The 19,686-nt window shown below is 64.6% G+C and carries 22 protein-coding genes and 1 tRNA gene; 9 read left to right on the plus strand and 14 right to left on the minus strand.

The window, feature by feature from the left end:
• The first annotated feature begins 41 nt into the window (after positions 1 to 41).
• Positions 42 to 266 (plus strand): hypothetical protein, encoded by a 225-nt coding sequence (locus KJJ24_RS14885; protein ID WP_250544863.1) that lies wholly within the window; start codon positions 42 to 44, stop codon positions 264 to 266.
• 18 nt (positions 267 to 284) lie between these two features.
• Entirely contained in the window at positions 285 to 635 is a 351-nt protein-coding gene (locus KJJ24_RS02050; protein ID WP_214340525.1) for a hypothetical protein, read from the plus strand.
• Positions 636 to 644: 9 nt separating this feature from the next.
• On the opposite strand, the gene KJJ24_RS02055 is transcribed toward KJJ24_RS02050, so the two are convergent.
• Positions 645 to 905 carry a helix-turn-helix domain-containing protein gene (locus KJJ24_RS02055; protein ID WP_214340527.1) on the minus strand — a complete coding sequence of 87 codons (261 nt, stop codon included), beginning with the start codon at positions 903 to 905 and terminating at the stop codon, positions 645 to 647.
• Between the two features lie 256 nt (positions 906 to 1,161).
• Positions 1,162 to 1,235, minus strand: a tRNA-Pro gene (locus KJJ24_RS02060).
• A gap of 81 nt (positions 1,236 to 1,316) precedes the next feature.
• Here KJJ24_RS02060 and KJJ24_RS02065 point away from each other — a divergent pair.
• Positions 1,317 to 2,021, plus strand: coding sequence for a M23 family metallopeptidase (locus tag KJJ24_RS02065; RefSeq protein WP_250544864.1), 705 nt, complete (start codon positions 1,317 to 1,319; stop codon positions 2,019 to 2,021).
• Positions 2,018 to 2,608 carry an alpha-ketoglutarate-dependent dioxygenase AlkB gene (locus KJJ24_RS02070; RefSeq protein WP_214340529.1) on the plus strand — a complete coding sequence of 197 codons (591 nt, stop codon included), beginning with the start codon at positions 2,018 to 2,020 and terminating at the stop codon, positions 2,606 to 2,608. Before KJJ24_RS02065 ends, KJJ24_RS02070 begins: the two co-directional genes overlap by 4 nt.
• 1 nt (position 2,609) lies before the next feature.
• On the opposite strand, the gene KJJ24_RS02075 is transcribed toward KJJ24_RS02070, so the two are convergent.
• A complete protein-coding gene (locus KJJ24_RS02075; protein ID WP_214340531.1) occupies positions 2,610 to 3,008 on the minus strand; it encodes a Rid family detoxifying hydrolase in 399 nt (132 codons plus the stop codon).
• 43 nt (positions 3,009 to 3,051) lie between these two features.
• On the opposite strand from KJJ24_RS02075, the gene KJJ24_RS02080 reads away from it, so the two are divergent.
• Positions 3,052 to 4,167, plus strand: coding sequence for an ABC transporter ATP-binding protein (locus KJJ24_RS02080; RefSeq protein ID WP_214340533.1), 1,116 nt, complete (start codon positions 3,052 to 3,054; stop codon positions 4,165 to 4,167).
• A gap of 4 nt (positions 4,168 to 4,171) precedes the next feature.
• Here the strand turns inward: KJJ24_RS02080 and gloB are convergent, their stop codons facing one another.
• Complete coding sequence (gene gloB / locus KJJ24_RS02085) at positions 4,172 to 4,945, minus strand: hydroxyacylglutathione hydrolase (protein ID WP_214340535.1); 774 nt, start codon at positions 4,943 to 4,945, stop codon at positions 4,172 to 4,174.
• Between the two features lie 29 nt (positions 4,946 to 4,974).
• On the opposite strand from gloB, the gene hisG reads away from it, so the two are divergent.
• Together hisG and KJJ24_RS02095 are read left to right on the plus strand one after the other, a co-directional pair.
• On the plus strand, positions 4,975 to 5,622 hold the full coding sequence (gene hisG, locus KJJ24_RS02090; RefSeq protein WP_214340537.1) for an ATP phosphoribosyltransferase: 648 nt from the start codon (positions 4,975 to 4,977) through the stop codon (positions 5,620 to 5,622).
• Positions 5,622 to 7,421 (plus strand): ABC transporter ATP-binding protein, encoded by a 1,800-nt coding sequence (locus tag KJJ24_RS02095; RefSeq protein ID WP_214340539.1) that lies wholly within the window; start codon positions 5,622 to 5,624, stop codon positions 7,419 to 7,421. The genes hisG and KJJ24_RS02095 overlap by 1 nt, the downstream gene beginning before the upstream one ends.
• Here the strand turns inward: KJJ24_RS02095 and KJJ24_RS02100 are convergent.
• Entirely contained in the window at positions 7,373 to 8,131 is a 759-nt protein-coding gene (locus KJJ24_RS02100) for an alpha/beta fold hydrolase (RefSeq protein WP_250544865.1), read from the minus strand. The two genes, KJJ24_RS02095 and KJJ24_RS02100, sit on opposite strands and share 49 nt — an antisense overlap.
• Positions 8,132 to 8,227: 96 nt before the next feature.
• On the opposite strand from KJJ24_RS02100, the gene KJJ24_RS02105 reads away from it, so the two are divergent.
• The gene (locus tag KJJ24_RS02105; protein WP_214340543.1) at positions 8,228 to 8,722 is read left to right on the plus strand and encodes a GNAT family N-acetyltransferase; all 495 of its coding nucleotides are present in this window, start codon (positions 8,228 to 8,230) and stop codon (positions 8,720 to 8,722) included.
• A gap of 4 nt (positions 8,723 to 8,726) precedes the next feature.
• Here KJJ24_RS02105 and KJJ24_RS02110 read toward each other — a convergent pair whose 3' ends face one another.
• From KJJ24_RS02110 to KJJ24_RS02130, 5 genes are read right to left on the minus strand one after another with little or no spacing between them, the layout of a single operon-like run.
• Positions 8,727 to 10,874 carry an EAL domain-containing protein gene (locus KJJ24_RS02110; RefSeq protein ID WP_214340545.1) on the minus strand — a complete coding sequence of 716 codons (2,148 nt, stop codon included), beginning with the start codon at positions 10,872 to 10,874 and terminating at the stop codon, positions 8,727 to 8,729.
• Positions 10,875 to 10,879: 5 nt separating this feature from the next.
• Complete coding sequence (locus tag KJJ24_RS02115) at positions 10,880 to 11,605, minus strand: TIGR04283 family arsenosugar biosynthesis glycosyltransferase (protein ID WP_371811758.1); 726 nt, start codon at positions 11,603 to 11,605, stop codon at positions 10,880 to 10,882.
• Positions 11,596 to 12,558: a bestrophin family ion channel gene (locus KJJ24_RS02120; protein WP_250544866.1), complete on the minus strand. Its 963-nt coding sequence runs from the start codon at positions 12,556 to 12,558 to the stop codon at positions 11,596 to 11,598. Before KJJ24_RS02120 ends, KJJ24_RS02115 begins: the two co-directional genes overlap by 10 nt.
• Positions 12,555 to 13,220, minus strand: coding sequence for a TIGR04282 family arsenosugar biosynthesis glycosyltransferase (locus KJJ24_RS02125; RefSeq protein WP_214340547.1), 666 nt, complete (start codon positions 13,218 to 13,220; stop codon positions 12,555 to 12,557). Before KJJ24_RS02125 ends, KJJ24_RS02120 begins: the two co-directional genes overlap by 4 nt.
• 4 nt (positions 13,221 to 13,224) lie before the next feature.
• On the minus strand, positions 13,225 to 14,343 hold the full coding sequence (locus tag KJJ24_RS02130; RefSeq protein ID WP_214340549.1) for a trypsin-like peptidase domain-containing protein: 1,119 nt from the start codon (positions 14,341 to 14,343) through the stop codon (positions 13,225 to 13,227).
• A 55-nt stretch (positions 14,344 to 14,398) separates the two neighbouring features.
• Here KJJ24_RS02130 and dnaA point away from each other — a divergent pair, with 55 nt between their 5' ends.
• Positions 14,399 to 15,829 carry a chromosomal replication initiator protein DnaA gene (gene dnaA / locus KJJ24_RS02135; RefSeq protein ID WP_214340551.1) on the plus strand — a complete coding sequence of 477 codons (1,431 nt, stop codon included), beginning with the start codon at positions 14,399 to 14,401 and terminating at the stop codon, positions 15,827 to 15,829.
• 9 nt (positions 15,830 to 15,838) lie between these two features.
• On the opposite strand, the gene cbbX is transcribed toward dnaA, so the two are convergent.
• From cbbX to KJJ24_RS02155, 4 genes are read right to left on the minus strand one after another with little or no spacing between them, the layout of a single operon-like run.
• Positions 15,839 to 16,771 (minus strand): CbbX protein, encoded by a 933-nt coding sequence (cbbX, locus tag KJJ24_RS02140; RefSeq protein ID WP_214340553.1) that lies wholly within the window; start codon positions 16,769 to 16,771, stop codon positions 15,839 to 15,841.
• Complete coding sequence (locus KJJ24_RS02145; RefSeq protein WP_214340555.1) at positions 16,758 to 17,012, minus strand: 4a-hydroxytetrahydrobiopterin dehydratase; 255 nt, start codon at positions 17,010 to 17,012, stop codon at positions 16,758 to 16,760. The genes cbbX and KJJ24_RS02145 overlap by 14 nt, the downstream gene beginning before the upstream one ends.
• A gap of 18 nt (positions 17,013 to 17,030) precedes the next feature.
• A complete protein-coding gene (locus tag KJJ24_RS02150; RefSeq protein WP_214340557.1) occupies positions 17,031 to 18,173 on the minus strand; it encodes a CO2 hydration protein in 1,143 nt (380 codons plus the stop codon).
• A gap of 1 nt (position 18,174) precedes the next feature.
• Positions 18,175 to 19,683, minus strand: a complete 1,509-nt coding sequence (locus KJJ24_RS02155; protein WP_214340560.1) for an NADH-quinone oxidoreductase subunit M — start codon at positions 19,681 to 19,683, stop codon at positions 18,175 to 18,177.
• Between the last annotated feature and the right edge of the window lie 3 nt (positions 19,684 to 19,686).

Here is a 19,686-nt window from a genome sequence, read left to right on the forward strand (position 1 = left end):
AGGGTTCCGGCGGGGTCATCTGCGGCAGGCAGGATCAACCCATGACCGATCCCTCCCACGAACTCAGCTCTGCTGACTGGCGCCGCATCTGCGATGCCTTGCGTTATCTCGGCCGCGATCTGCACCACCGCTCCTTTGCTGTGACCTCAGAGCGGCGGGAGTTGCTCTGGGAAGAGATGGACCGCTGTCTGGAATTGGCAGATCGGCTCAGTGCTCAGTTGCCTGACGAACCCATGGCGGATGGATCAGGCCCGGAACCCTTCTGAGCAGTTCGCCAATGCTCCATGGATTCCCGCCGGCTGGTGGTCTGGATCTCCACCGGGATCCTGGGATTCCAGGGCGCCACGTTGGCGTTTGACCTGCTCAATTGCACTGCCCTGAGCTGGCTGTACGTGCGGATGAATGGGTTGCCGGCGCTGGAGCGGCGGGTGGACGAGCCTCGCCGCTCGCGTGGTGTTGTGGATCCCGATGCGCCGAAGCAGTCCTCGGTCGGTTCCACTCCAGAGCACCCCGTGGCGTTGTTCTGTGCCCGGCCCCAAGGCCTCATTGATGAAGCAGTGAATCAGGGGCTCAGCATCCTGGCGGGGTTGGCCCTGGGGAGCTCCGTTGGCGGGAGGGGGCAGGGCCAGCCCTGAGGACCGTCTTCAGCGGCGCTTGAGGTTCTCGCGTGAGCACTGGGGTGCCCGCTCGAGCTGCTGCCAGGGACGTGCGCAGGCGTGGTTCATGGCTTCCTCGCAGCGCTCCAGGTGATAGAGCAGCGGGCTGTTGGGCGAGGGGAACTTCCGGCGGAAGTGCTCGCCCGGTTTGAGTAGGCCGGCGGAGCGCCAGCGATGCAGCGTCCGCTCGCTCACGCCCAGGCAATCGGCGGCCTGACGTTGCACGGACCAGTGGGGGGTATGGGTCATCGTTGTGGATGCGAAAGACAGGAACTCCTGGGACCGGAGATCTGCGATCGATCCATCAGCGGATCCGGCGAAAGGGGATGGATGCGTTCAGAGATGACGCAGCTCGGTATCGCCGCCGTTGAGGCTTGCTCGCACTGGAGGCTACGGGGGACGGCCCTGACAACCCCGGACGCTCCCAGACACTCCCAGCCTGAGTGGGACGGATTTTTGAGCCCGTTTTGAGCCCGCCTCTCAGGCCTGGTTGGTGAGAAGTCAATCGGGGCGACAGGATTCGAACCTGCGACCTAGTGCTCCCAAAGCACCCGCGCTACCAAGCTGCGCCACGCCCCGCCTGCTGGGAGCTTACCCCTCGCCCTGGCTGGCTGCTTGGAGAGGAGCCCGTTACAACGGGCCAGCCTCTGCGCTGGGTGTGTGAAGCCAAGGTCACTGCTGCTTGCCCTGCTGTCGCTCTGCGCAGTGTTGGTGGTTGGGGTGCGGGCTGAAACCCTGGCTGTTCCTACCGGCCAATCAACGCTGCCTCCGCGGCCAGAACTGATTCCTGCCGAAACTCAGGTGGCTGATGTGGTGCTGGTGAGCAGCGCTCTGGCTGGGTTACCCAAGGATGATGCGTGGCCTCTGCGGCCCGGCGAACCACTGCGGTTGGTGTACCCGCTGGCGGTTGCTGCAGAGGAAGTGGATCCCTACGGCTGGCGTTATTCCGACAGCCGTGGCGCTTGGCGCATGCACGCTGGCCAGGATTTGGTGGCGCCTGAGGGCACTCCTGTGTTGGCCATGCTTCCAGGCCACGTGGTGCTGGTGGAGGAGCTCGATGGCTATGGCCTCACCGTGGTGCTCGATCACGGCCGGGGTTGGCAGACCCTCTATGCGCATCTGCTCTCGGCCTCGGTGCAACAGGGAGATTTCCTGCCCGCTGCCACACCCCTAGGACAGCTGGGCCAGAGCGGCCGTGCCAGTGGCCCCCACCTGCATGTGGAGCTGCGTCGCCGGGATGGTGACCGCATGCTGGCGCTCGATCCCACTCCCTTAATTGATCAGGCCACGCGGCTGTTGCCGGTGGCCCCGCCGCCGCTGCAGCAGGCTCAGGGGACCACCAAGATCGGCTCTCCATCGCCTTGATCCGCATTGAGCGTTCTGGTTTGCAGCTGCGCCATGGCTCAGCCTGGTTGCAGCAGCAGGGCATCGGCACCCAGGATCTGCGCCAGCGCTTGGTTGATGGGCTGGTTTGGCAGCAGCCGTTGGTCACCGTTTATGGCAAGCAGCACCGCACGCCGCGGCTCACCTGCTGGGTGGCTGATCCAGGCTGCAGCTACCGCTATAGCGGTCTCCAGCAGGAGATCCATCCTTGGACTAGGGATCTCGAGACGTTGCGGGATCTGCTGCAGCAGCAGCTTGAGGTTCGCTTCAACAGCCTGCTGCTCAACCGCTACCGCGATGGTGCCGATCGGATGGGTTGGCACGCCGACGATGAGGCTGAGCTCGACGATCAGGCCCCTATTGCCTCCCTCAGCCTCGGCGTTGCCCGTGATCTGCGCTTCAGGCCACGCCGAGGAACGGAAGCGGCTTTCGCCGTGAACCTTGCAGATGGCGACCTCTTGGTGATGGATCCACCCAGCCAGAACCACTGGCAGCACGCGCTGCCGCCTCGGGCTCGCGTGGTGGCCGAGCGGATCAACCTCACCTTTCGAGTGATTCGGCTTCGCTGATTCAGCCCAGCACGGCAATGCAATCGATCTCGACCCGTGCACCCTTGGGCAGGGCGGCAACCTCCACGCAGGCCCGAGCTGGGGATACGCCGGCTCCGAACATCTCGGCGTAGAGGGCATTCACCTTGGCGAAATCACTGAGGTCGGCGAGAAACACCGTGGTGCGCACCACCTGTTGAGGTGTGCAGCCTGCTTCGCTCAGCACCGCCTTGAGGTTGCTCAACACCTGCCGGGTTTCTGCTTCCACATCGCCTGCACCCACCATCGCGCCGCTGGCGGGATCGAGGGCGATCTGGCCGCTGCAATAGAGCACGCCGCCTGCTTTCACGGCCTGGTTGTAGGGGCCCACCGGTGCAGGAGCAGCGCTCGTGGTCACGGCTTCGATCGCAGGGCTGGTCATGCTGGAGGGAAGATGGGCGCTGAGCCTATGGCCAGAGCGCCTGATGCGAATCGAGTTGTCCAACCCTGAGTTGCCCCTGCGGCCCCAGGTGGAGCTCGATGGTCTGTGGCATCGCTACAGCGGCCCGGCCTCGAGCGGCGATTGGACCCTGCGCGATATCCACTTTCAATTGCGCCCAGGCGAACTGGTGGGTTTGCTGGGCCCCTCGGGCTGCGGCAAAACCACCTTGCTCCGATTGATCGCCGGCTTTGAGAAACCAGATCGCGGCGTGGTGCGTATCGGCGGGCAGGAGGTGGCCGGCCCCCATCGCTGGCTGCCGCCGGAGCGGCGCGGTGTGGGCATGGTGTTTCAGGACTACGCCCTGTTTCCCCACCTCGATGCCTGGCGCAATGCCTGTTTCGGTCTGCGCCGCGGTCAGGACAGCAGCCGCGCCGGCTGGTTGCTGGAGCTGCTCGGTCTGAAGGGCCTCGAGCGCCGCTACCCCCATGAGCTCTCGGGCGGTCAGCGTCAGCGCCTGGCCCTGGCCCGTGCCCTGGCCCCCGGCTGTTCGCTCGTGCTGCTCGATGAACCCTTCTCCAACCTCGACGTGGAGGTGCGGCTGCGCCTGCGCGCCGAGCTCCCGGGGGTGCTGGCTCGCTGCGGGGCCAGCGGTGTGATCGTGACCCACGACCCCGAGGAGGCCCTGGCCATCTGCGATCGGGTGGCGGTGCTCGAATCGGGCCATCTGCACCAGTGCGCCAGCCCCAAGCAGCTGGTCACAGCCCCAGCCACGGCCTTTGTGGGGCGCTTTGTGCTGCAGAGCAATCTGCTGCCGGCCCAGTGGCAGGGGCATGGACTCACCACCCCGCTGGGTGCCTTGAACATTCCCGCCGAGGCGGAGCTGCTCCCCCGCAGCAGCGCTGATGATCTGGAGGTGTTGGTAAGCCCCCAGGGCATCGAACTCACGCCAGACGACACAGCTGAGGCTTGGGTGATCGGTCGTGAATTTCTGGGCCGCGAGTGGCTGTATCAGGTGCAGTGCGGTGAGCGCCGCCTTCGGCTGCGGCTCCCCCTCGAGCAGGACTACGCCCGCGGGCAGCGCTGCCGGCTGCGGCTGCGGGCTGGTGAGTTGGTACGCCTCTTCCCCGCCGGCGTAGAGCTCTGCGCGGCTGCCCACTGAGCGCTCAGCCCTTCCAAAGATCCTTGTGGCCCCGCAGGTGGCGCAGCACCTCTGGGCTCTCCGCCCGCACAAACAAATTGGTGGCCCGCTCCAGCGCAATCGTGCTGGGCAGGGTGGGTTGCTCCTGCTCCCGTAGGGCCAGGGTGGTGGTTAGCCGCTCGCTGATCGCGCGATCGGTGGGAGCTTCGGCCGCAGCCCAGCGCAGGTTGCCGGCGGTGTATTCGTGGGCGCACCACACCTGAGTGGGCCCCGGCAGGGCTGCCAATTGCTGCAGCGAGCGGTGCATCTGTTCAGGTGTGCCCTCAAACAACCGCCCGCAGCCCCCGGCGAACAGCGTGTCGCCGCAGAAGAGATGCCCGCTATCCCCGCCTGCGGGGGCGAGATAAAAGGCGATGTGGTGGGCGGTGTGGCCGGGCACGTCGATCACCTGCACGGTGCGTCCCAGCAGCTCAAACCGATCGCCCCCCTGCACACCTTGGGTTTGCAGGGGAATGCGGGCAAGATCAGCGCTGCTGGCAATCACCGCAGCCTGCGGCCAGTGCTGCAATAGCTGCGGTGTGCCGCCGATATGGTCGTGATGGTGGTGGGTGTGCAGGATGGCTGTGAGCTCAAGCTGCCGCTGCTCCAGCCACGTGATCACCGGTTCGGCTACCGCTGGATCCACCACCACGGCAGGTCCCGGTTGATCTCCATGCAGCACAAACACATAGTTGTCGCTGAGCACCGGGATCAACGACACCCGGCTGGCGATCGGGGCTGCGGTGGCGGCCTGTTGCATCGTTAAAGTCCCGGTTCAGGCTGACTCCCATGATCACCGTTGCGCTGGCCAAGGGAGCCCTCCTCAAGGATTCCGTGGCACGTTTCGCTGCTGCCGGCCTCGATTTCGCGGCGGTACTCGAGCCGGGTAATCGCCAGCTGATGGTGCCCAGCGCCTGTGGCCGGGCCCGGGCGTTGCTCGTGCGCAATGCCGATGTGCCTGTGTATGTGGCCTACGGCCAGGCCCAGCTGGGCGTGGTCGGTTACGACGTGCTCCGTGAGCATCAGCTGCCGGTGGCTCATCTGGTGGATCTGGGCTTCGGTGGCTGCCGCATGAGCGTGGCCGTGAAAGCCACAAGCCCCTACCGCCGCACCGCCGATCTGCCCGCTCACTGCCGCGTCGCCAGCAAGTTCACCCGCTGCGCTGAGGAGTATTTCGAGGCGCTGGATCTTCCGGTGGAGCTGATTCATCTGGCCGGTTCCGTGGAGCTCGGCCCGATCACCGGCATGAGTGAGGCGATTGTGGACCTGGTGGCCACCGGCCGCACCCTTGTGGAGAACGGCCTGATCGCGATTGAAGATCTGTTCCACTCCACAGCCCGCCTGGTGGGGCATCCCCTGGCGCTGCGCCTTGATGACGGTGAGCTGCAGGGGATCGTGGATCAAATCGCTGCCGTCTCCAGCCGGCCTGGAACCTGATGGCCAATCTCGATCGGCAACGGCTGCGACGTTTGCTGCCCTACCTGGGCCGCGACCGCAAGCGATTGCTGCTCACCATGGTGCTGCTGATTCCCGTGGCGGGAGCCGCGGCGGTGCAGCCCCTCCTGGTGGGACAGGCGATCTCGGCGTTGCGGCAGGAGCCGGTGCTCGCCTGGCTTGAGCCCTTGCCCCTGGCCCAGCAGCTACGCACCCTGGTGCTGTTGCTGCTCGCCGCCGTGGGCGTGCGTCTCGGCCTGCAGGGGCTTCAGAGCTTCAACGTGCAGGCGGTGGGCCAGCGGCTTACGGCCCGCATCCGCAACGACCTGTTCGCCCACGCCCTCGATCTTTCGCTGCGGTTTCACGACCGCACGCCGGTGGGCAAGCTGCTCACCCGCCTCACCAGCGATGTGGATGCCTTGGCGGAGGTGTTTGGCAGCGGGGCGGTGGGCCTGCTTGCCGATCTGGTCACCCTGCTGGTGATCGCCGCCACGATGATCACGATTGAGCCGCGCCTGGGCCTGCTGCTGCTGGCTTCGCAGGTGCCGGTCACACTCACGATGCTCTGGCTGCAGCGCCGCTACCGCAAGGCCAACTACCGCGTTCGCGAAGAGCTCAGCCAGCTCAATGCCGATCTCCAGGAAAACCTGCAGGGTCTGGAGGTGGTGCAAATGTTTCGCCGTGAGGCCTACAACTCCGCTCGCTTCGCCAAAACCACAGAGGCCTACCGCCAGGCCGTGAATGGCACGATCTTCTACGACTCGGCCATCTCCGCCCTGATCGAGTGGGTGTCGCTCGGTGCGATTGCCCTGGTGCTGGCGCTTGGTGGCTGGATGGTCACAGCCGGCGCGATGGGTTTGGGCACGCTCACCACCTTCATTCTTTTCTCCCAGCGCCTGTTTGATCCGCTGCGCCAGTTAGCGGAACGCTTCACCCAGATCCAAGGCGGCCTGACTGCTGTGGAGCGGATCGGTGAACTGATGGAGCAGCCGATCGAGATTCAGGAGCTCCCCCAGGAGCAGCGCTCGGCCGCTGCACTTCTCAGTGGTGCTGAGCGCAGCAGCGCGGGCGAGGTGGTGTTCGACAACGTGTCGTTCGCCTACCGCGCCGACGACCCGATCCTCACCAACCTCTCCTTCCGCATCGCACCGGGTGAGCACGTGGCGTTGGTGGGGCCCACCGGATCCGGCAAGAGCACCGTGATCCGTCTGCTCTGCCGGCTGTATGAGCCCCAGCAAGGCCGCATCCTGCTGGATGGCATCGACATCCGCGAGCTGCCGATTCCCACCCTGCGCCAGCGGCTGGGTGTGGTGCTGCAAGACACCTTCCTCTTTAGCGGCAACGTTGCCGACAACTTGCGCCTCGATGCGGCGATCAGCGACACCGAGCTGCAGCGCCTCTGCAGCGATCTGGGGCTCGAGCCGCTGCTGCAGCGCCTGCCCCAGGGCCTGGCGACCGAGTTGCGTGAGCGCGGCGGCAATCTTTCTTCCGGTGAGCGGCAGTTGCTGTCAGTGGCGCGCGTGGCGATCCGCGATCCATCGGTGCTGGTGATGGATGAGGCCACGGCTTTCCTCGATCCTTCCACCGAAGCCACCCTGCAGCGTGATCTCGATCGGCTGCTATGCGATCGCACAGCCATCGTGATCGCCCACCGCCTGGCCACTGTGGAAGCGGCCGATCGCATCCTGGTGCTTCAGCGTGGCCGCCTGATTGAACAGGGCAGTCACAAGGTGCTGCGTGCCGCCGGTGGCCTCTACGCGCAGTTGGCTGAGCTCCAGGAACGGGGGCTGGCCAGGCTCTGAGACTGCTCGCGGCTCGGAGCTATGCCCTGCTCCTTGAGCCAGCGGTTCAGCAGCTCTGCCAGCGGCACAGGAGCCGTGCGCATCGGCAGGTGTCCTTCGCCCTCCAACAACGCGAACTGGTGCTCCGGGCTGTAACCCGCTAGGTGGCGCACATAACGCGGCTCCATCACCGTGTCGCGGCTACCGGCCACCCACAAGCTGGGCACCTGGAGTTGGGCCACCATGGCCGGCAGTTGCTGCACCGCACCTCTCTGCATGCTTGAGGCCAGCAGGCCCTGCGCCGCCCTCAGCTCCGCCAGCAGCGGGCTGCGAATCGCTTCGGTTCCCGGGATTTGGGCCAGCCAGCCCGGTCGCCAGCGCAGAAACGCCGCTCCGCCGCGGCGCACCATGCGGAAGGGGCGGGGTTGGAACACGCCGCCGCCAGCGGCGACCTGCACCACCGCCGCTAGTTGCGGCCCGAGATGGGGAGCTGCGTGCACCACCAGGCTGCCGCCGAGGGAATGGCCGATCAGCACCAGCGGTCGATCCCCCGCCTGCTCGCGCGCCGCCTTCGCCAGCCAGCGGCCGTAGCTGGCAAGGCTCGGCTGCAGCCCCCGCGGGCGCGGCTGCGCACCAAACCCCGGTAAATCGGGGCTCCAGGTGTCCCAGGCTGGATTGAGCTCAGCGGTGAGCGGCTGCCAGAGCCGCCCGGAGAGCAACCAGCCGTGCACGAACACCAGCAGGGGGGAGCGCTCCAGGGGCCTTCCGGTGATTGAACGGTCTCCAGCCTGGCTCAGCTTTCGCCAGAGTGGGAGAGGATCGTGCCAATGCTTAGCTCTCCTCCTACCGAGCTCCAGGGCCTTTATGGGCAGGGCCATCGCCTGTGCTCGACGCCCAACCCACAGCTCAGCCTGGTGCTCAGCACCGAGCGGGAGATTGACCTCTATGAGCTGGAGCAGCTCTGCGATGCCGTGGGCTGGAGCCGCCGCCCCCTCCGGCGTGTGCGCAAGGCCTTGGAGAACAGTTTGCTGGTCGTGGGCCTCTGGCGCCATGACCCACGTGTGCCTCGTCTGGTGGGCTTCGCGCGTTGCACCGGTGATGGGGTGATTGAAGCCACCGTGTGGGATGTGGCCGTGCACCCGCTGTATCAGGGCGTGGGCTTAGGCAAACAGCTGATGACGTATGTGATCGATCTATTGCGGGCCCAGCAGGTGGAGCGGGTGAGCCTCTTTGCCGATCCGGGTGTGGTGGAGTTCTACAGCGCCCAGGGCTGGCAGTTGGAACCGCAGCAACGTCGCTGCGCCTTCTGGTACGCCCCCTGATCGCTTAGGCGCTCGATGGCTGTTTGAACAAATAACCCTGGAAGAGCTCCACCCCGCGTGTTTGCCAGTAGTGCAACTGCGCTTCGGTTTCAATTCCCTCCAGGATCACACCGCAATCATTGATGTCGCCATACCGCACCAGAAAGTCCACCAGCGCATCCACGTTGGCATCGTTGAGGCGTTGGCTGTAGCTGAGGTCGAGCTTGAGAAAGTCAGGCTGCAGCTGAAACAAATACCCGATCGAGGCATAGCCCATCCCAAAGTCGTCGATGGCGATGCGGATACCGAAGTCGCGCAGCTGCTGCAGCTGCCGCTCCATCATCTCTGGCTTGGCCACCAGTGCCGTTTCGGTCACTTCCAGCACCAGCCGCCGCCGCACCGTTTCGGGCAGGGCGCGCAATTGCGCCAGCAAGTTTGTGATGTGAGCGTCGGATCCGATGCTCAGCGCTGAGATATTTACCCCTAGCTGTTGCGTCTCGTCGCCGTCTTCCTGGAGAAGCGTGATCGCCCGCCGCAGCATCAGCTGATCCAGGAGATACACGTTGTTGTTGCGCTCGAGGGCCAGCACCAGCTCCTGCACACTGATCGAGTCTTCGAGTTCCGCCGGCAGCCGGAACAGCATTTCGCTGTAGGCCACGTGCCGCTGCCCGCTTGCCAGGTTTAACACCGGCTCCAGGGCATAGCGGTGCTCCTGCAGGCTCTTCATTGAGCGGGTGAGATCGAAGTCGCGGCTCTGTTGTTGCCTCAGCTTCCTAGCCGTTGGGGCCACCCCTTCGGCGATGCGCTGCATACCGCTAGGGGCGTCGCCATGGCTGAGCAATAGCGCCAGGTCTGCCAGTTGCTGGGCCACATCTGCTGTATCCAGCCGGGTGAAAATTCCACCCACCGCCAATTGCATCGCCTCAGCCATGGCTTGCTGCAGGTCTGACAGATGCTGTTCGAGCTGGCGGTGCTCCTCGTGTGCTTCGGCGCTTGATGGCTTAAGCACCTGCAGCAGAGTGTTGTTGTCCCCGAGTGCCAGGTGCCGGGTGTGCTCCAGCTGCTGCAATCGCTCCCCCAGCCAGGCCAGCGCCAGGTTTTGGGCCTGACCATGGTGATGAATGGAATCGCGGAAGAGAATCACCTTCAGCTGTAGGGCCGCAATCCATAGCTCGCTCGGATCCTCACCGGGTTGGCGCATCGCCTGCAGCAACTCGCTGCGACTCAACAGTGGGCCAGGCAGCTCCTGGCGCAGCACCCGCAACTGATAGCGCCGGTTGCGCTCCACGTGTAACTCCCGCCGGCGGACCTCCCGCAAGCTGAGCAGCCCTCCGACTCCGATGACGCCCACCAGACCATTGATTCCTAGCCAGGGAGGTGCCATCTCTTCGAGGGCCAGCCAGCCCTGCTGCCAGGGTGAGCGCGGTGGTTGCAGGTAGAGCTGCTCTTCGCTCGCTAGCAGCTCATTGAGGCTGTTGGCTGGGGTGGCCTCCCCGCTCGGTTGGTTGCGCAGGCTGGCGTTGATGCGTCGAAAAGCGGCATTCACCTCCGTGTTGTAGCTGGGGCGTTCAATCCGGCTGAAGTGCATCAGCCAGCCCCGTGGTTCGCCACCGCTGTCGCTGCGGCGGATCCCCGTGACGGCCCCCAGCACCGAGCGCTCTCCAGCCTGGCAATGAAATCCGTAAGCAAGGCCACTAACGACAGCACCCGGTCGTGCTTCCAGGCGTTGCAGATGTCCCAGCAGGCATTGCAGAAGCTGCGGCGTCATCCCATCGGCGATCGCGTCGCCCCGTGCGAGCAGTGCCTTGCTGCGCTCGTTCACCACCAACAAGCCTTGTCCGTCTTGGAGGATCGAGGAGTTGTTGAGCTCCCGCGCCTCAAAGCCTGGGTCGTTGCCAACGGCGTAGGCGTAGACCGGATCCCAGTGACCCCAGTCGAGGGCGGTGATCTTGTGGCTGTTCACCCGCAGCTGCAGCAGGCCTTGATCGGTTTGCCCCTGCCGGGCTTGGCGCTGTTGCAGCAGCAGCCAGCGCTGCTGCCAGAGCAGCCCCGCCAGCGATCCGCTCAGCAGGAGCCAAACCACCACCACGGTTCGCAGACTGCGGGGATGCTCAAGCCGCTGGTGCCGCCATTCGCGGCCGATGCTGCGCCACCAGCCGGACCTTTGGTTCATGGCGTTCATTCTGGTGAAGCTGCACCATTTGCACCATCTCTGCCGTAGTAGTGCCGGGCCAGCACCTCTGTTGCAGCGCCCCGCCGCCAGGCTCGCCGCAGGGCGGCATTGCGCCAGGCTGTGCCCAGCACGCCATGGCGCTGCCAGCGGCGGCCATTCACCTGCAGCGGTCGTTGCAGGCTGCGAATCCGGCTGAGCTTCTGCAGACGCTGAATCAGCAGCAGGTCTTCCATCAGGGGGAGCTCGGGCATCCCGCCCGCCCGCTCAAGCAGCAACCGCGGCAGCAGCAGTCCCTGATCGCCGTAGGGGAGCTGCCGCCATCGGCAGCGCAGCCTCACCGCCAGCTCCAGCAGCCGCAGGTTGATCCCAGGCGCTTCGATAGCCAGCTCAAAAGCCCAGGCGGCAGGCGGTTGCTTGATCGCTCGGCGTACCACCGCAGACCAATCCCGGCAGAGGCGGGCGTCGGCATGCAACAGCAGCAGCCAGGGAGCGGTTGTAGCGCTGATGCCGCGCGCCAGTTGTATTCCCCGCCCGGCGAGGCTGTGCACCACCTCGGCACCGCCGAGCCGGGCGAGCTGGGGGGTGCCATCGCTGCTGCCGCCATCCGCCACCACCAGCTCCGCAATCAGATCACTCGGCGCCTGGGCCAGGTCGGCGAGCAGCAGGGGCAGCCGGCCTGCTTCATCGAGGGCCGGGATCACCACGGCCAGCTCGGCTCGGCTCAGGACCACTGGCTGGGGTCGTTGCTCAGTGGTAGGCCTGCCAGGCCATGGCCTGAGCCCAGCAGGTCGGTGCTGATGGTGCGACACACCACATCCATGGGTACGCAGAAACTGCTGCCGTCTTGATCAAACGGACCCTCCACGTAGGCGCCGATGCGCTCGGCGGTGACAAATCCCAGGAACAACACCAGACCTGTGAAGACCAGCCCCCGGTGGGTGAAAGTCAAGAACAGGGCGTAGCCGTAGAGCCAGCAGATCAGGCGAATGAACACGTCGTAGGTGGGGGGAAGCGGGGTATTGCGGATCCGTTGCAGCCCGCCCAATGCATTGGTGAAGGCCTCCGTGCCCCTGAGTAGGGCATCGCGGCCCCAGTCGTTGATGGCATCGTCTCGGTACAAGCCGCCGATCAGGTCGGCTCGCAGCGCCATCGTTTGATCGAGTCTCACGCTGTCGGCTAAGCCCAGGCTGTGGCTCAGTTCGCTCACCAGCTGTCGGGCATCCCGGCGCCAGAACCCCCGCAGCTCAAAGTTGAGCAGCCAGCACTGCAACACCTGCAGGGCCACCAGGCGTTGTTGCTGCGCCTGCAGGCGGTTGTCATCGCCGATCAGTGTGCGCAGTGTGTCGCGCCAATGGCGACTGCAGTTGGTGATGTCGCCCCACAGCACCCGCGCTTCCCACCAGCGGTTGATGGCCTGGGTGTTGCGGAAGGCCACAAAGATCGACACGGCGATGCCCAGCATCGAGAGCCCCGATCCATCGATGAATTCCAGCCGCTTCATGGGCATCTGTTGCTTAGCCACCAGCACCAGGCCGCAAAGCATCGCCAGCAGCAGCAGGTCGAGCCGCATGCGTGCAGCCATCTGCCAGGCCACGCGTAGGGCGTTGCGGCGCGCCAGTTTGGGCGGCTGGCTGTGGACCGGCTGACGCTCCGGCATCGATGCAATCGCCACTTCAGTGATCATCGGCTGCCCTTGGCCCGCAGCAACCACGGCTCCAGCGCAGTACGCCGATCCAGATCGCTCTGCTCCCGCAACAACGCCACTGGCAATTGCAGGTTCACCGCAGCGGCCAGGGTGGAGCCCAGCACTTGGTCGCTGCCCCAGGCGATGCCACTCATCAGCGCGGCCCCGCAGCGATCAAAGCCCACGCGGTTGAGCCCGATCAGCCAGTAGCCGCCATCACTGGCCGGCCCCAGCACCAGTGGGTTGTGCTCCAGCAGAGCAAAGGCCTGCCGTAGATCGCCAGGCTCCAGGCCTGGTAAGTCGCTGCCGATTAACACCACCTGCTGGCAACCGGCTGTGAAGCCCCGTTGCCATTGGCGTTGCATGCGACAGCCGAGCGTGCCGCCACCTTGAAGGGTGAGCTGCAGCTGTGTTGTTGTGCTGCCTAGTTGCTGTCTCCAGCGCCGCAGGGCACGCGGGCCCAGGCCCGCTGCAGCCAGCAGCAGTTCAGCTTCGGCTTGGTGGGCGCCTAGCCCGGCGGTGTGGATCGTGTGCCAGGTCAGCCGCTTTTGCATGGCTGCCGCCTGGCGGCTGGAACCGCAGCTGGCGGCCAGGCGCCGCTTGCAGCGCCCGGGGGCCGGCCAGCGGGCCAGCACCACCAGGCGCCGGAGACATCGGCTCATCGGCTCAGTTCTGGCGGGGCAGTTCAGCCGGCTTTAGCTCAAGGTTGAGCTGGTCTTCACCGCGTTGCACCTGCACGTTGAGTGGTTCGCCGACCCGCCCTTGATCCACGGCCACCTGCACTTCCGAGGGGTTATCCACCTCGGTTTTGCCCACACGCTCGATCAGGTCGCAGGCTTGCAGCCCGCCCCGTGCAGCTGGACTGCCCGGCATCACCTCCACCACCACCACGCCGTTGGTTTCCGGCAGCTTGCATTCGGCGTTAGTGGCGTTCACCTCGCGGGCCAGCTGGGGGGTGAGCGATTGCAGTCGCACGCCGATATAGGGGTGGGAGGCCCGGCCCTTCTCCAGGATCTGGGCGGCAATCTGGCGACCCAGGTTGATCGGGATCGCAAAGCTCAGGCCGGCGCCTGGTGCCTGGCGAATCGCGGTGTTGATGCCAATAACCTGGCCCCGCTCATTGATCAGCGGACCGCCGCTGTTGCCGGGGTTCACGGCGGCGTCGGTCTGGAGATAAGGCACGCGCTGGCCCTCGCCCACCGCATTGGTGCGTTCCACCGCGCTGATGATGCCGGCGGTCACCGTGTTGTCGAGCCCGAGCGGGTTTCCGATAGCGATGGCCCATTCACCTGGGCGCACCTTGGCTGAATCGCCCAGCGGCGCCACGGGAAGCCCTGCAGCAGCCACCTTCACCACGGCTACATCCGTGATCGGATCAGCCCCGAGCACCTTGCCCCGGAAGCTGCGGCCATCAGGCAGCGTCACACCCACCTCGCTGGCTCCCTCCACCACGTGAGCATTGGTGAGGATCACGCCATCGGAGCGGGTGATGAATCCCGAGCCCTGTCCCTGCTGCTGCTGGATGGAGGGGCCACCACCGAACAGGCCGCCCAGCGGATTCACCACGCGCCTCACCGTGTCGATGCGCACCACCGCTGGCCCCACCTTGTCCACGGCGCTCACGATGAAGTTATTCCCGGGTTGTAGTGCTGCGCTCGGCGGTGCATCACTCACCCGGGTGGGGTCGCCGCCCCGCCGCCCGGGCAGGCCACCGTTGCAGGCCGTGAGCAGGCCTGACAGCAGCAGGGCTCCCAGCAGCGATGGGCGGCTTGGGTTGCGCATCATAGGTAACGTTTCCCCTTCGGGCACTGCCCCTATATTCGGTGGCCGGCGGGGTTGATTGGCGGTGCAGCAAGGCGAAACGCTGTGGCGTCAGGTTCAAGAAGCCCTGCAGGGCAACCTCTCCAAGCCCACCTTCGAAACCTGGATCCGTCCGGCCCGCTGCGCTGGTTTCAACGGCACGGAGCTGCAGCTGATTGCCCCGAATGCTTTCGCCAGCGGCTGGCTGCGCAAGAACTATCTGGTCACCATCGCGGCGGTGGCCAGCGAGCTCGCTGGCCAGACCATCAGCGTGCAGGTGGAAGCCGGCACCGATCCCGAGCTGGCTCAGGGGCTCAATGGCCACGGTCTTCAGGTGGCCGCAGCACCCGGTGAGGCCAGCCCAGTGGGGGAGTCGTCACTGCCGGCGGCGGCCGCTGCCCAGCGGCTGCCCACCGGTGAGGCGCCTCGCAAGCTCGCGCCTGGGCTCAACCCCCGCTACGTGTTCAACCGCTTTGTGGTGGGCCCTAACAGCCGCATGGCCCACGCGGCGGCCTTGGCAGTGGCTGAGGCACCGGGCCGCGAATTCAATCCTCTGTTTATTTGTGGTGGGGTGGGGCTTGGCAAGACCCACCTGATGCAGGCGATTGGCCATTACCGCCTGGAGATTGATCCTGAGGCCCGCGTGGCCTACGTGAGCACCGAAACCTTTACCAACGATCTGATCCAGGCCATCCGCAAGGACGGCATGCAGAAATTCCGCGACCGCTACCGCGCCGCTGATCTGATCTTGGTAGACGACATCCAGTTCATCGAAGGGAAGGAATACACCCAGGAAGAGTTTTTCCACACCTTCAATGCTCTGCATGAGGCAGGACGCCAGATCGTGATTGCCAGCGATCGGCCCCCCTCGCAAATTCCGCGCTTGCAAGAGCGCTTGATCTCCCGCTTCTCCATGGGCCTGATCGCCGATATCCAGACGCCTGATCTGGAAACGCGCATGGCGATCTTGCACAAGAAGGCAGAGCAGGAGCGGGTGAGCCTGCCGCGTGACCTGATCCAGTACCTGGCCGGCCGTTTCACCTCCAATATTCGCGAACTCGAGGGTGCGCTAACGCGAGCTGTGGCGTTCGCTTCAATCACCGGACTGCCGATGACGGTGGAATCGGTGGCACCGATGCTCGATCCCGCCGGTGTGGAGGTGGAGGTGACCCCCGCTCAGGTTCTGAACAAGGTGGCCGAGGTGTTTGGCGTGAGCGTAGAGGAGATGAAGAGCCCCAGCCGTAAACGGGCCGTGAGCCAAGCGCGCCAGGTGGGAATGTATCTGATGCGCCAGGGCACCAATCTTTCGCTCCCGCGCATTGGCGATGAATTCGGCGGCAAAGATCACTCCACCGTGATGTACGCGGTGGAGCAGATCGATAAGAAGCTCGGCGCCGACCCTCAGCTGGGCAGGCAGGTGCAGCAGGTGCGTGACCTGTTGCAGATCGATTCACGCCGCCGCACCAAGTGAGGCGCTGGCTTAGCCCGTGATGGGCTCGCTCGGATCGAGCCCTTCCAGCTGGCCAGTAAACACGCGGCTTGCGGTGATGTCGTCGGCTTCGATGGTCATCAGGTCCAGCTTGGTGAGCGAGCCGCTTGTCATCCGGTTGAACAGGCGGTTGGCCTGGCGCATGCGGGCGCGATCGATGGCGTTGCGGATCGAGCGGGCGTTGGCAAAGAAGGGCAGCTGCATCCGCCGCTGGATGTAGTCGGCGAAGGCGGCCAGCGCTTCGTCGCTGAAGCGGTAGTTCTCCTCCGCCAGGATTAGCCGCGCGATCGCCAGCAGCTCTTCTGCGCTGTAGTCGGGGAAATCGATGTGGTTGGCCACCCGGGAGGAGAGGCCGGGATTGCTCTGATAGAACACATCCATCCGCTCTTTGTAACCGGCGAAGATCACGACCAGATCATCGCGGTTGTTCTCCATCACTTGCAGCAGGATCTCGATTGCTTCGGCGCCGTAATCCCGCTCGTTTTCAGGCCGGTAGAGGTAATAGGCCTCATCGATGAACAACACGCCACCCATCGCCTTCTTGAGCATCTCGCGTGTTTTTGGGGCCGTGTGGCCGATGTACTGGCCCACGAGGTCGTCGCGGGTGGCGGTCACCACATGGCCTTTGCGCACATAGCCAAGGCGGTGCAGGATCTGCGACATCCTTGCGGCCACGGTTGTTTTGCCCGTGCCAGGCCGTCCGGTGAACGACATGTGCAGGCTGGGGGCGGTGGTGGAGAGCCCCACCTGCTTGCGGGCCCGGTCAACGACCAGCAGGGCTGCGATCTCGCGGATCCGCGTTTTTACCGGCTTCAGGCCGATGAGCTCCTGATCGAGCTGCTCAAGCACTTCGTGCACCTGGGCCCCCTCGTAGGCGGCCTCGAGATTCACCGGAGTGTTGTCTGGATGCTCAGACGAGGCCATCGATCGCTGCGGCGAAGGCGTGGTCAGCCTCGCCGATGTCGGCACCTTCTTCCTCAGCTCGCAGCGTGATGTTCACGTATGTACGCCCGAAGCTGATATCCGGGTAGCGGCCTTCGGTTTCGCAAAAATCATTGAGCCGATCGAGAAAGGCGCGGTTGCTGGCGTAGTCATCGAATTCGATACGGCGCTCCAGCCACTCCACGCGATCTGGCTTGGGCCGGGGGGTCCACTGATGATCCATAGGGTCAAAATTACGACTTCAGGCAGCCAGGCAATCCGTTCGGGCGATGCCAAGGCGCTGGGACCACGCTTCGGCATAGGCATCGTTGGCGGCCTGGGCTTCCGGATCGCTGCTCTCGAGTGGGTGGGGCATGGTGCCGTTGATGGCGGCGTTGGTGACGCAGAACATCGACTTCTGGAAGCTCATGCAGATCTTCACGCGCACATCACCTTCCATTCGAGTGCGCTCCAGATACCACTGATGCAGCGTTTCGGGCAGGTGGCGATACATGTCCTGCATCAGTAGGCTCGGTGGGATGCCAGCCCCCATGCTGGGCAGGGGATCGGCATACAGCGCCCCATAGGTGAATTGCGCCTGATCGGGGGAGATCTGCTGCGCCTGGGCGTTGAAGCTCACGGTGCCCAGAAAGGGTGTTCCCCGCAGGAACACCGCTTCCACGTAGGGCACAGCGACATCCACAAGGAAGGTGAGGCCAGCCTCCGGCGGCAGCACCCAGAAGCGTTCACCGTGGATCATCACGCTGTATTGGATCGGATTGGCGGCGGCGGTTACAAGGCCGTCTTTGATGAACGCCACCACCTCAGGGATGGAGCGCACGCGACCATCGCGTTCGGCAGCAGCCAGATCGAGAAACAGATCGCTCATCACCCGCCAGAACTGTCCCAGGGCATGGGTGGTGGCGGCGGAACGGATCAGTTCCGGTAAGAAGCCCGGGAATAGGGGATTGAGTAGAGCCAGCAGCGGGTCACGCCGCCGTTTGGCAGCGATGATCCGCTGGCAATGATCGGCGAAGTCCTGGCTATCGAGATAGGCGTCCATGCCGCCTGTGGCGTGCCAGAACATCGCCTTCTGGCAATACTCCGCATATTCAAAATTGATGCGGTCGTGGTTGAGGTGGCGCCAGATCTTGGCTGGTTTGAGGTCGCCGTCGAGATATTTGAAGATGGGGAAGGGATTGAGAAACTGCTCTTCCGCTTGATAGATCAGGTTGATGCTGTAAGCATCCAGCACCTCGCCATAGCTTTCCAGCACACCCACCACCTCAAGCAGGTGATCAGCTGTATCGCTGAGCAGGGTTTCACCGCTCAGTAGGCGGCGCTTCACCTCCTGCTGATCAATCGACAGATTGGCGTGAACCAGCTCTTGGGAGATTACGGGCATCTCAGCTCACTCCGGTTGCAAGGTTGGCTAAGGCAGTGGTCGCCACTTCGCTCAGATTGCCGAGGCTGCTCGGCACCAGGCCTATCACCACGATTGCTGCAGCCAGGGCCAGGGCAGGGATGGTTTCGCGTGGCGCCACGCTGTTGAGTTGTACATCCAGGCGGGAATCGCGCACGGGATCGCCGCTGGCAGGGGTGATCGCCAGTCGGCCAAAAAAGGCTCGGTTCACCAGCAGCAGGAAATACACAGCCGTGAGGCCTGAACCCACCATCGAGAGCAGCGTGGCCAGTGGGAAAGCGGTGATGCTGCCGCGGAACACCAAAAACTCTGAAATGAAGCCCGCCATGCCTGGCAGGCCGGCGCTCGCCATCACCGCCACAATCATCAGCGAGCCGGTGAGCGGCAGTCCACGCTCCGGGTTGAGCAGGCCCCGCAGCACATCGAGATCGCGGGTGCCGGTCTTGCGGTAAACGATGCCCACCAGCAGAAACAGCAGGGCTGAGATCAGGCCATGGCTCACCATCTGGAACACCGCCCCCAGCAGGCTCACAGGCGTATTGGCAGCTGCGGCTAGCAGCACATAGCCCATGTGGCCCACGGAGCTGTAGGCCACCATCCGTTTCATGTCGGTCTGCGCGATGGCTGCCAGTGAGCCGTAGAGCACTGATATCGCTGCCCAGATCGCTAACGCTGGGGCCAGCTTGGCCCAGGCTTCGGGGAAGAGTTGCAAGCCGAAGCGCAACAGTCCATAGGTTCCAAGCTTCAGCAGCACACCGGCCAGCAGAACCGACACCGGTGTGGAGGCTTGGGTATGGGCATCTGGCAGCCAGTTGTGCAGCGGCACCAGCGGAATCTTGATCCCGAACCCGATCAGGATGGCCCCTAGTAGCCAGAGCTGGCCGCCCATCGCCAGGCGCTCGCTCACGACTGGTGTGAGGCTGAAATCAACCGTGCCTGTGAGCCATGCCAGCCCGAGGAAGGCGCCCAGAATCAACATTCCAGACACGGCTGTGAAGATCAGGAATTTCGTGGCTGCGTAGCCGCGGTTCACGCCGCCCCATACGGAGATCAGCAGCCAGAGCGGAATTAATTCCAGCTCATAGAACAGGAAGAAGAGCAGCAGGTTTTCGGCCAGGAAGGCACCATTCACCGCGCCGCTGATCAACAGCAACATGGCGAAGTAGAGACGCGGACGTTTGCTGATATCGCGCGTGATCACCGCTGACACCAGCGTGAGCGCTGCGTTAATCAGCACCAGGGGTAGCGAGAGGCCATCCACCCCTAGGGCGTAATCGAGGCCGATGCTGGGTACCCAGCGGTGGAGTTCCTGCAGCTGCATGCCCGGCAGCTGTGGCTGGAACTGCAATGCCGTGAGCAGGCTCAACGCGAGCTGCAGCACCAGAATCACGATAGTGATTTGGCGCAGCCTGGCTGGGCTGGGCTGCCCCGGCCAGGCCAGTAGCGCCAGGGTTCCCAGGAAGGGAACAAGCAAAAGAGAAGAGAGCAGCATCGC

The sequence above is a fragment of the Synechococcus sp. LA31 genome (assembly GCF_018502385.1).
GTDB lineage: Bacteria > Cyanobacteriota > Cyanobacteriia > PCC-6307 > Cyanobiaceae > Vulcanococcus.

Coding starts and splice junctions, on each gene's coding strand:
- KJJ24_RS02125 (WP_214340547.1), bottom strand. CDS start 13,220: ATGAGCCGATGTCTCCGGCGCCTGGTGGTGCTGGCCCGCTGGCCGGCC.
- KJJ24_RS02080 (WP_214340533.1), top strand. CDS start 3,052: ATGCGAATCGAGTTGTCCAACCCTGAGTTGCCCCTGCGGCCCCAGGTG.
- KJJ24_RS02050 (WP_214340525.1), top strand. CDS start 285: ATGGATTCCCGCCGGCTGGTGGTCTGGATCTCCACCGGGATCCTGGGA.
- KJJ24_RS02145 (WP_214340555.1), bottom strand. CDS start 17,012: ATGGATCATCAGTGGACCCCCCGGCCCAAGCCAGATCGCGTGGAGTGG.
- KJJ24_RS02150 (WP_214340557.1), bottom strand. CDS start 18,173: ATGCCCGTAATCTCCCAAGAGCTGGTTCACGCCAATCTGTCGATTGAT.
- gloB (WP_214340535.1), bottom strand. CDS start 4,945: ATGCAACAGGCCGCCACCGCAGCCCCGATCGCCAGCCGGGTGTCGTTG.
- KJJ24_RS02120 (WP_250544866.1), bottom strand. CDS start 12,558: ATGATCACTGAAGTGGCGATTGCATCGATGCCGGAGCGTCAGCCGGTC.
- KJJ24_RS02155 (WP_214340560.1), bottom strand. CDS start 19,683: ATGCTGCTCTCTTCTCTTTTGCTTGTTCCCTTCCTGGGAACCCTGGCG.
- KJJ24_RS14885 (WP_250544863.1), top strand. CDS start 42: ATGACCGATCCCTCCCACGAACTCAGCTCTGCTGACTGGCGCCGCATC.
- KJJ24_RS02055 (WP_214340527.1), bottom strand. CDS start 905: ATGACCCATACCCCCCACTGGTCCGTGCAACGTCAGGCCGCCGATTGC.
- KJJ24_RS02130 (WP_214340549.1), bottom strand. CDS start 14,343: ATGATGCGCAACCCAAGCCGCCCATCGCTGCTGGGAGCCCTGCTGCTG.
- KJJ24_RS02105 (WP_214340543.1), top strand. CDS start 8,228: ATGCTTAGCTCTCCTCCTACCGAGCTCCAGGGCCTTTATGGGCAGGGC.
- KJJ24_RS02095 (WP_214340539.1), top strand. CDS start 5,622: ATGGCCAATCTCGATCGGCAACGGCTGCGACGTTTGCTGCCCTACCTG.
- cbbX (WP_214340553.1), bottom strand. CDS start 16,771: ATGGCCTCGTCTGAGCATCCAGACAACACTCCGGTGAATCTCGAGGCC.
- hisG (WP_214340537.1), top strand. CDS start 4,975: ATGATCACCGTTGCGCTGGCCAAGGGAGCCCTCCTCAAGGATTCCGTG.
- KJJ24_RS02075 (WP_214340531.1), bottom strand. CDS start 3,008: ATGACCAGCCCTGCGATCGAAGCCGTGACCACGAGCGCTGCTCCTGCA.
- KJJ24_RS02110 (WP_214340545.1), bottom strand. CDS start 10,874: ATGAACCAAAGGTCCGGCTGGTGGCGCAGCATCGGCCGCGAATGGCGG.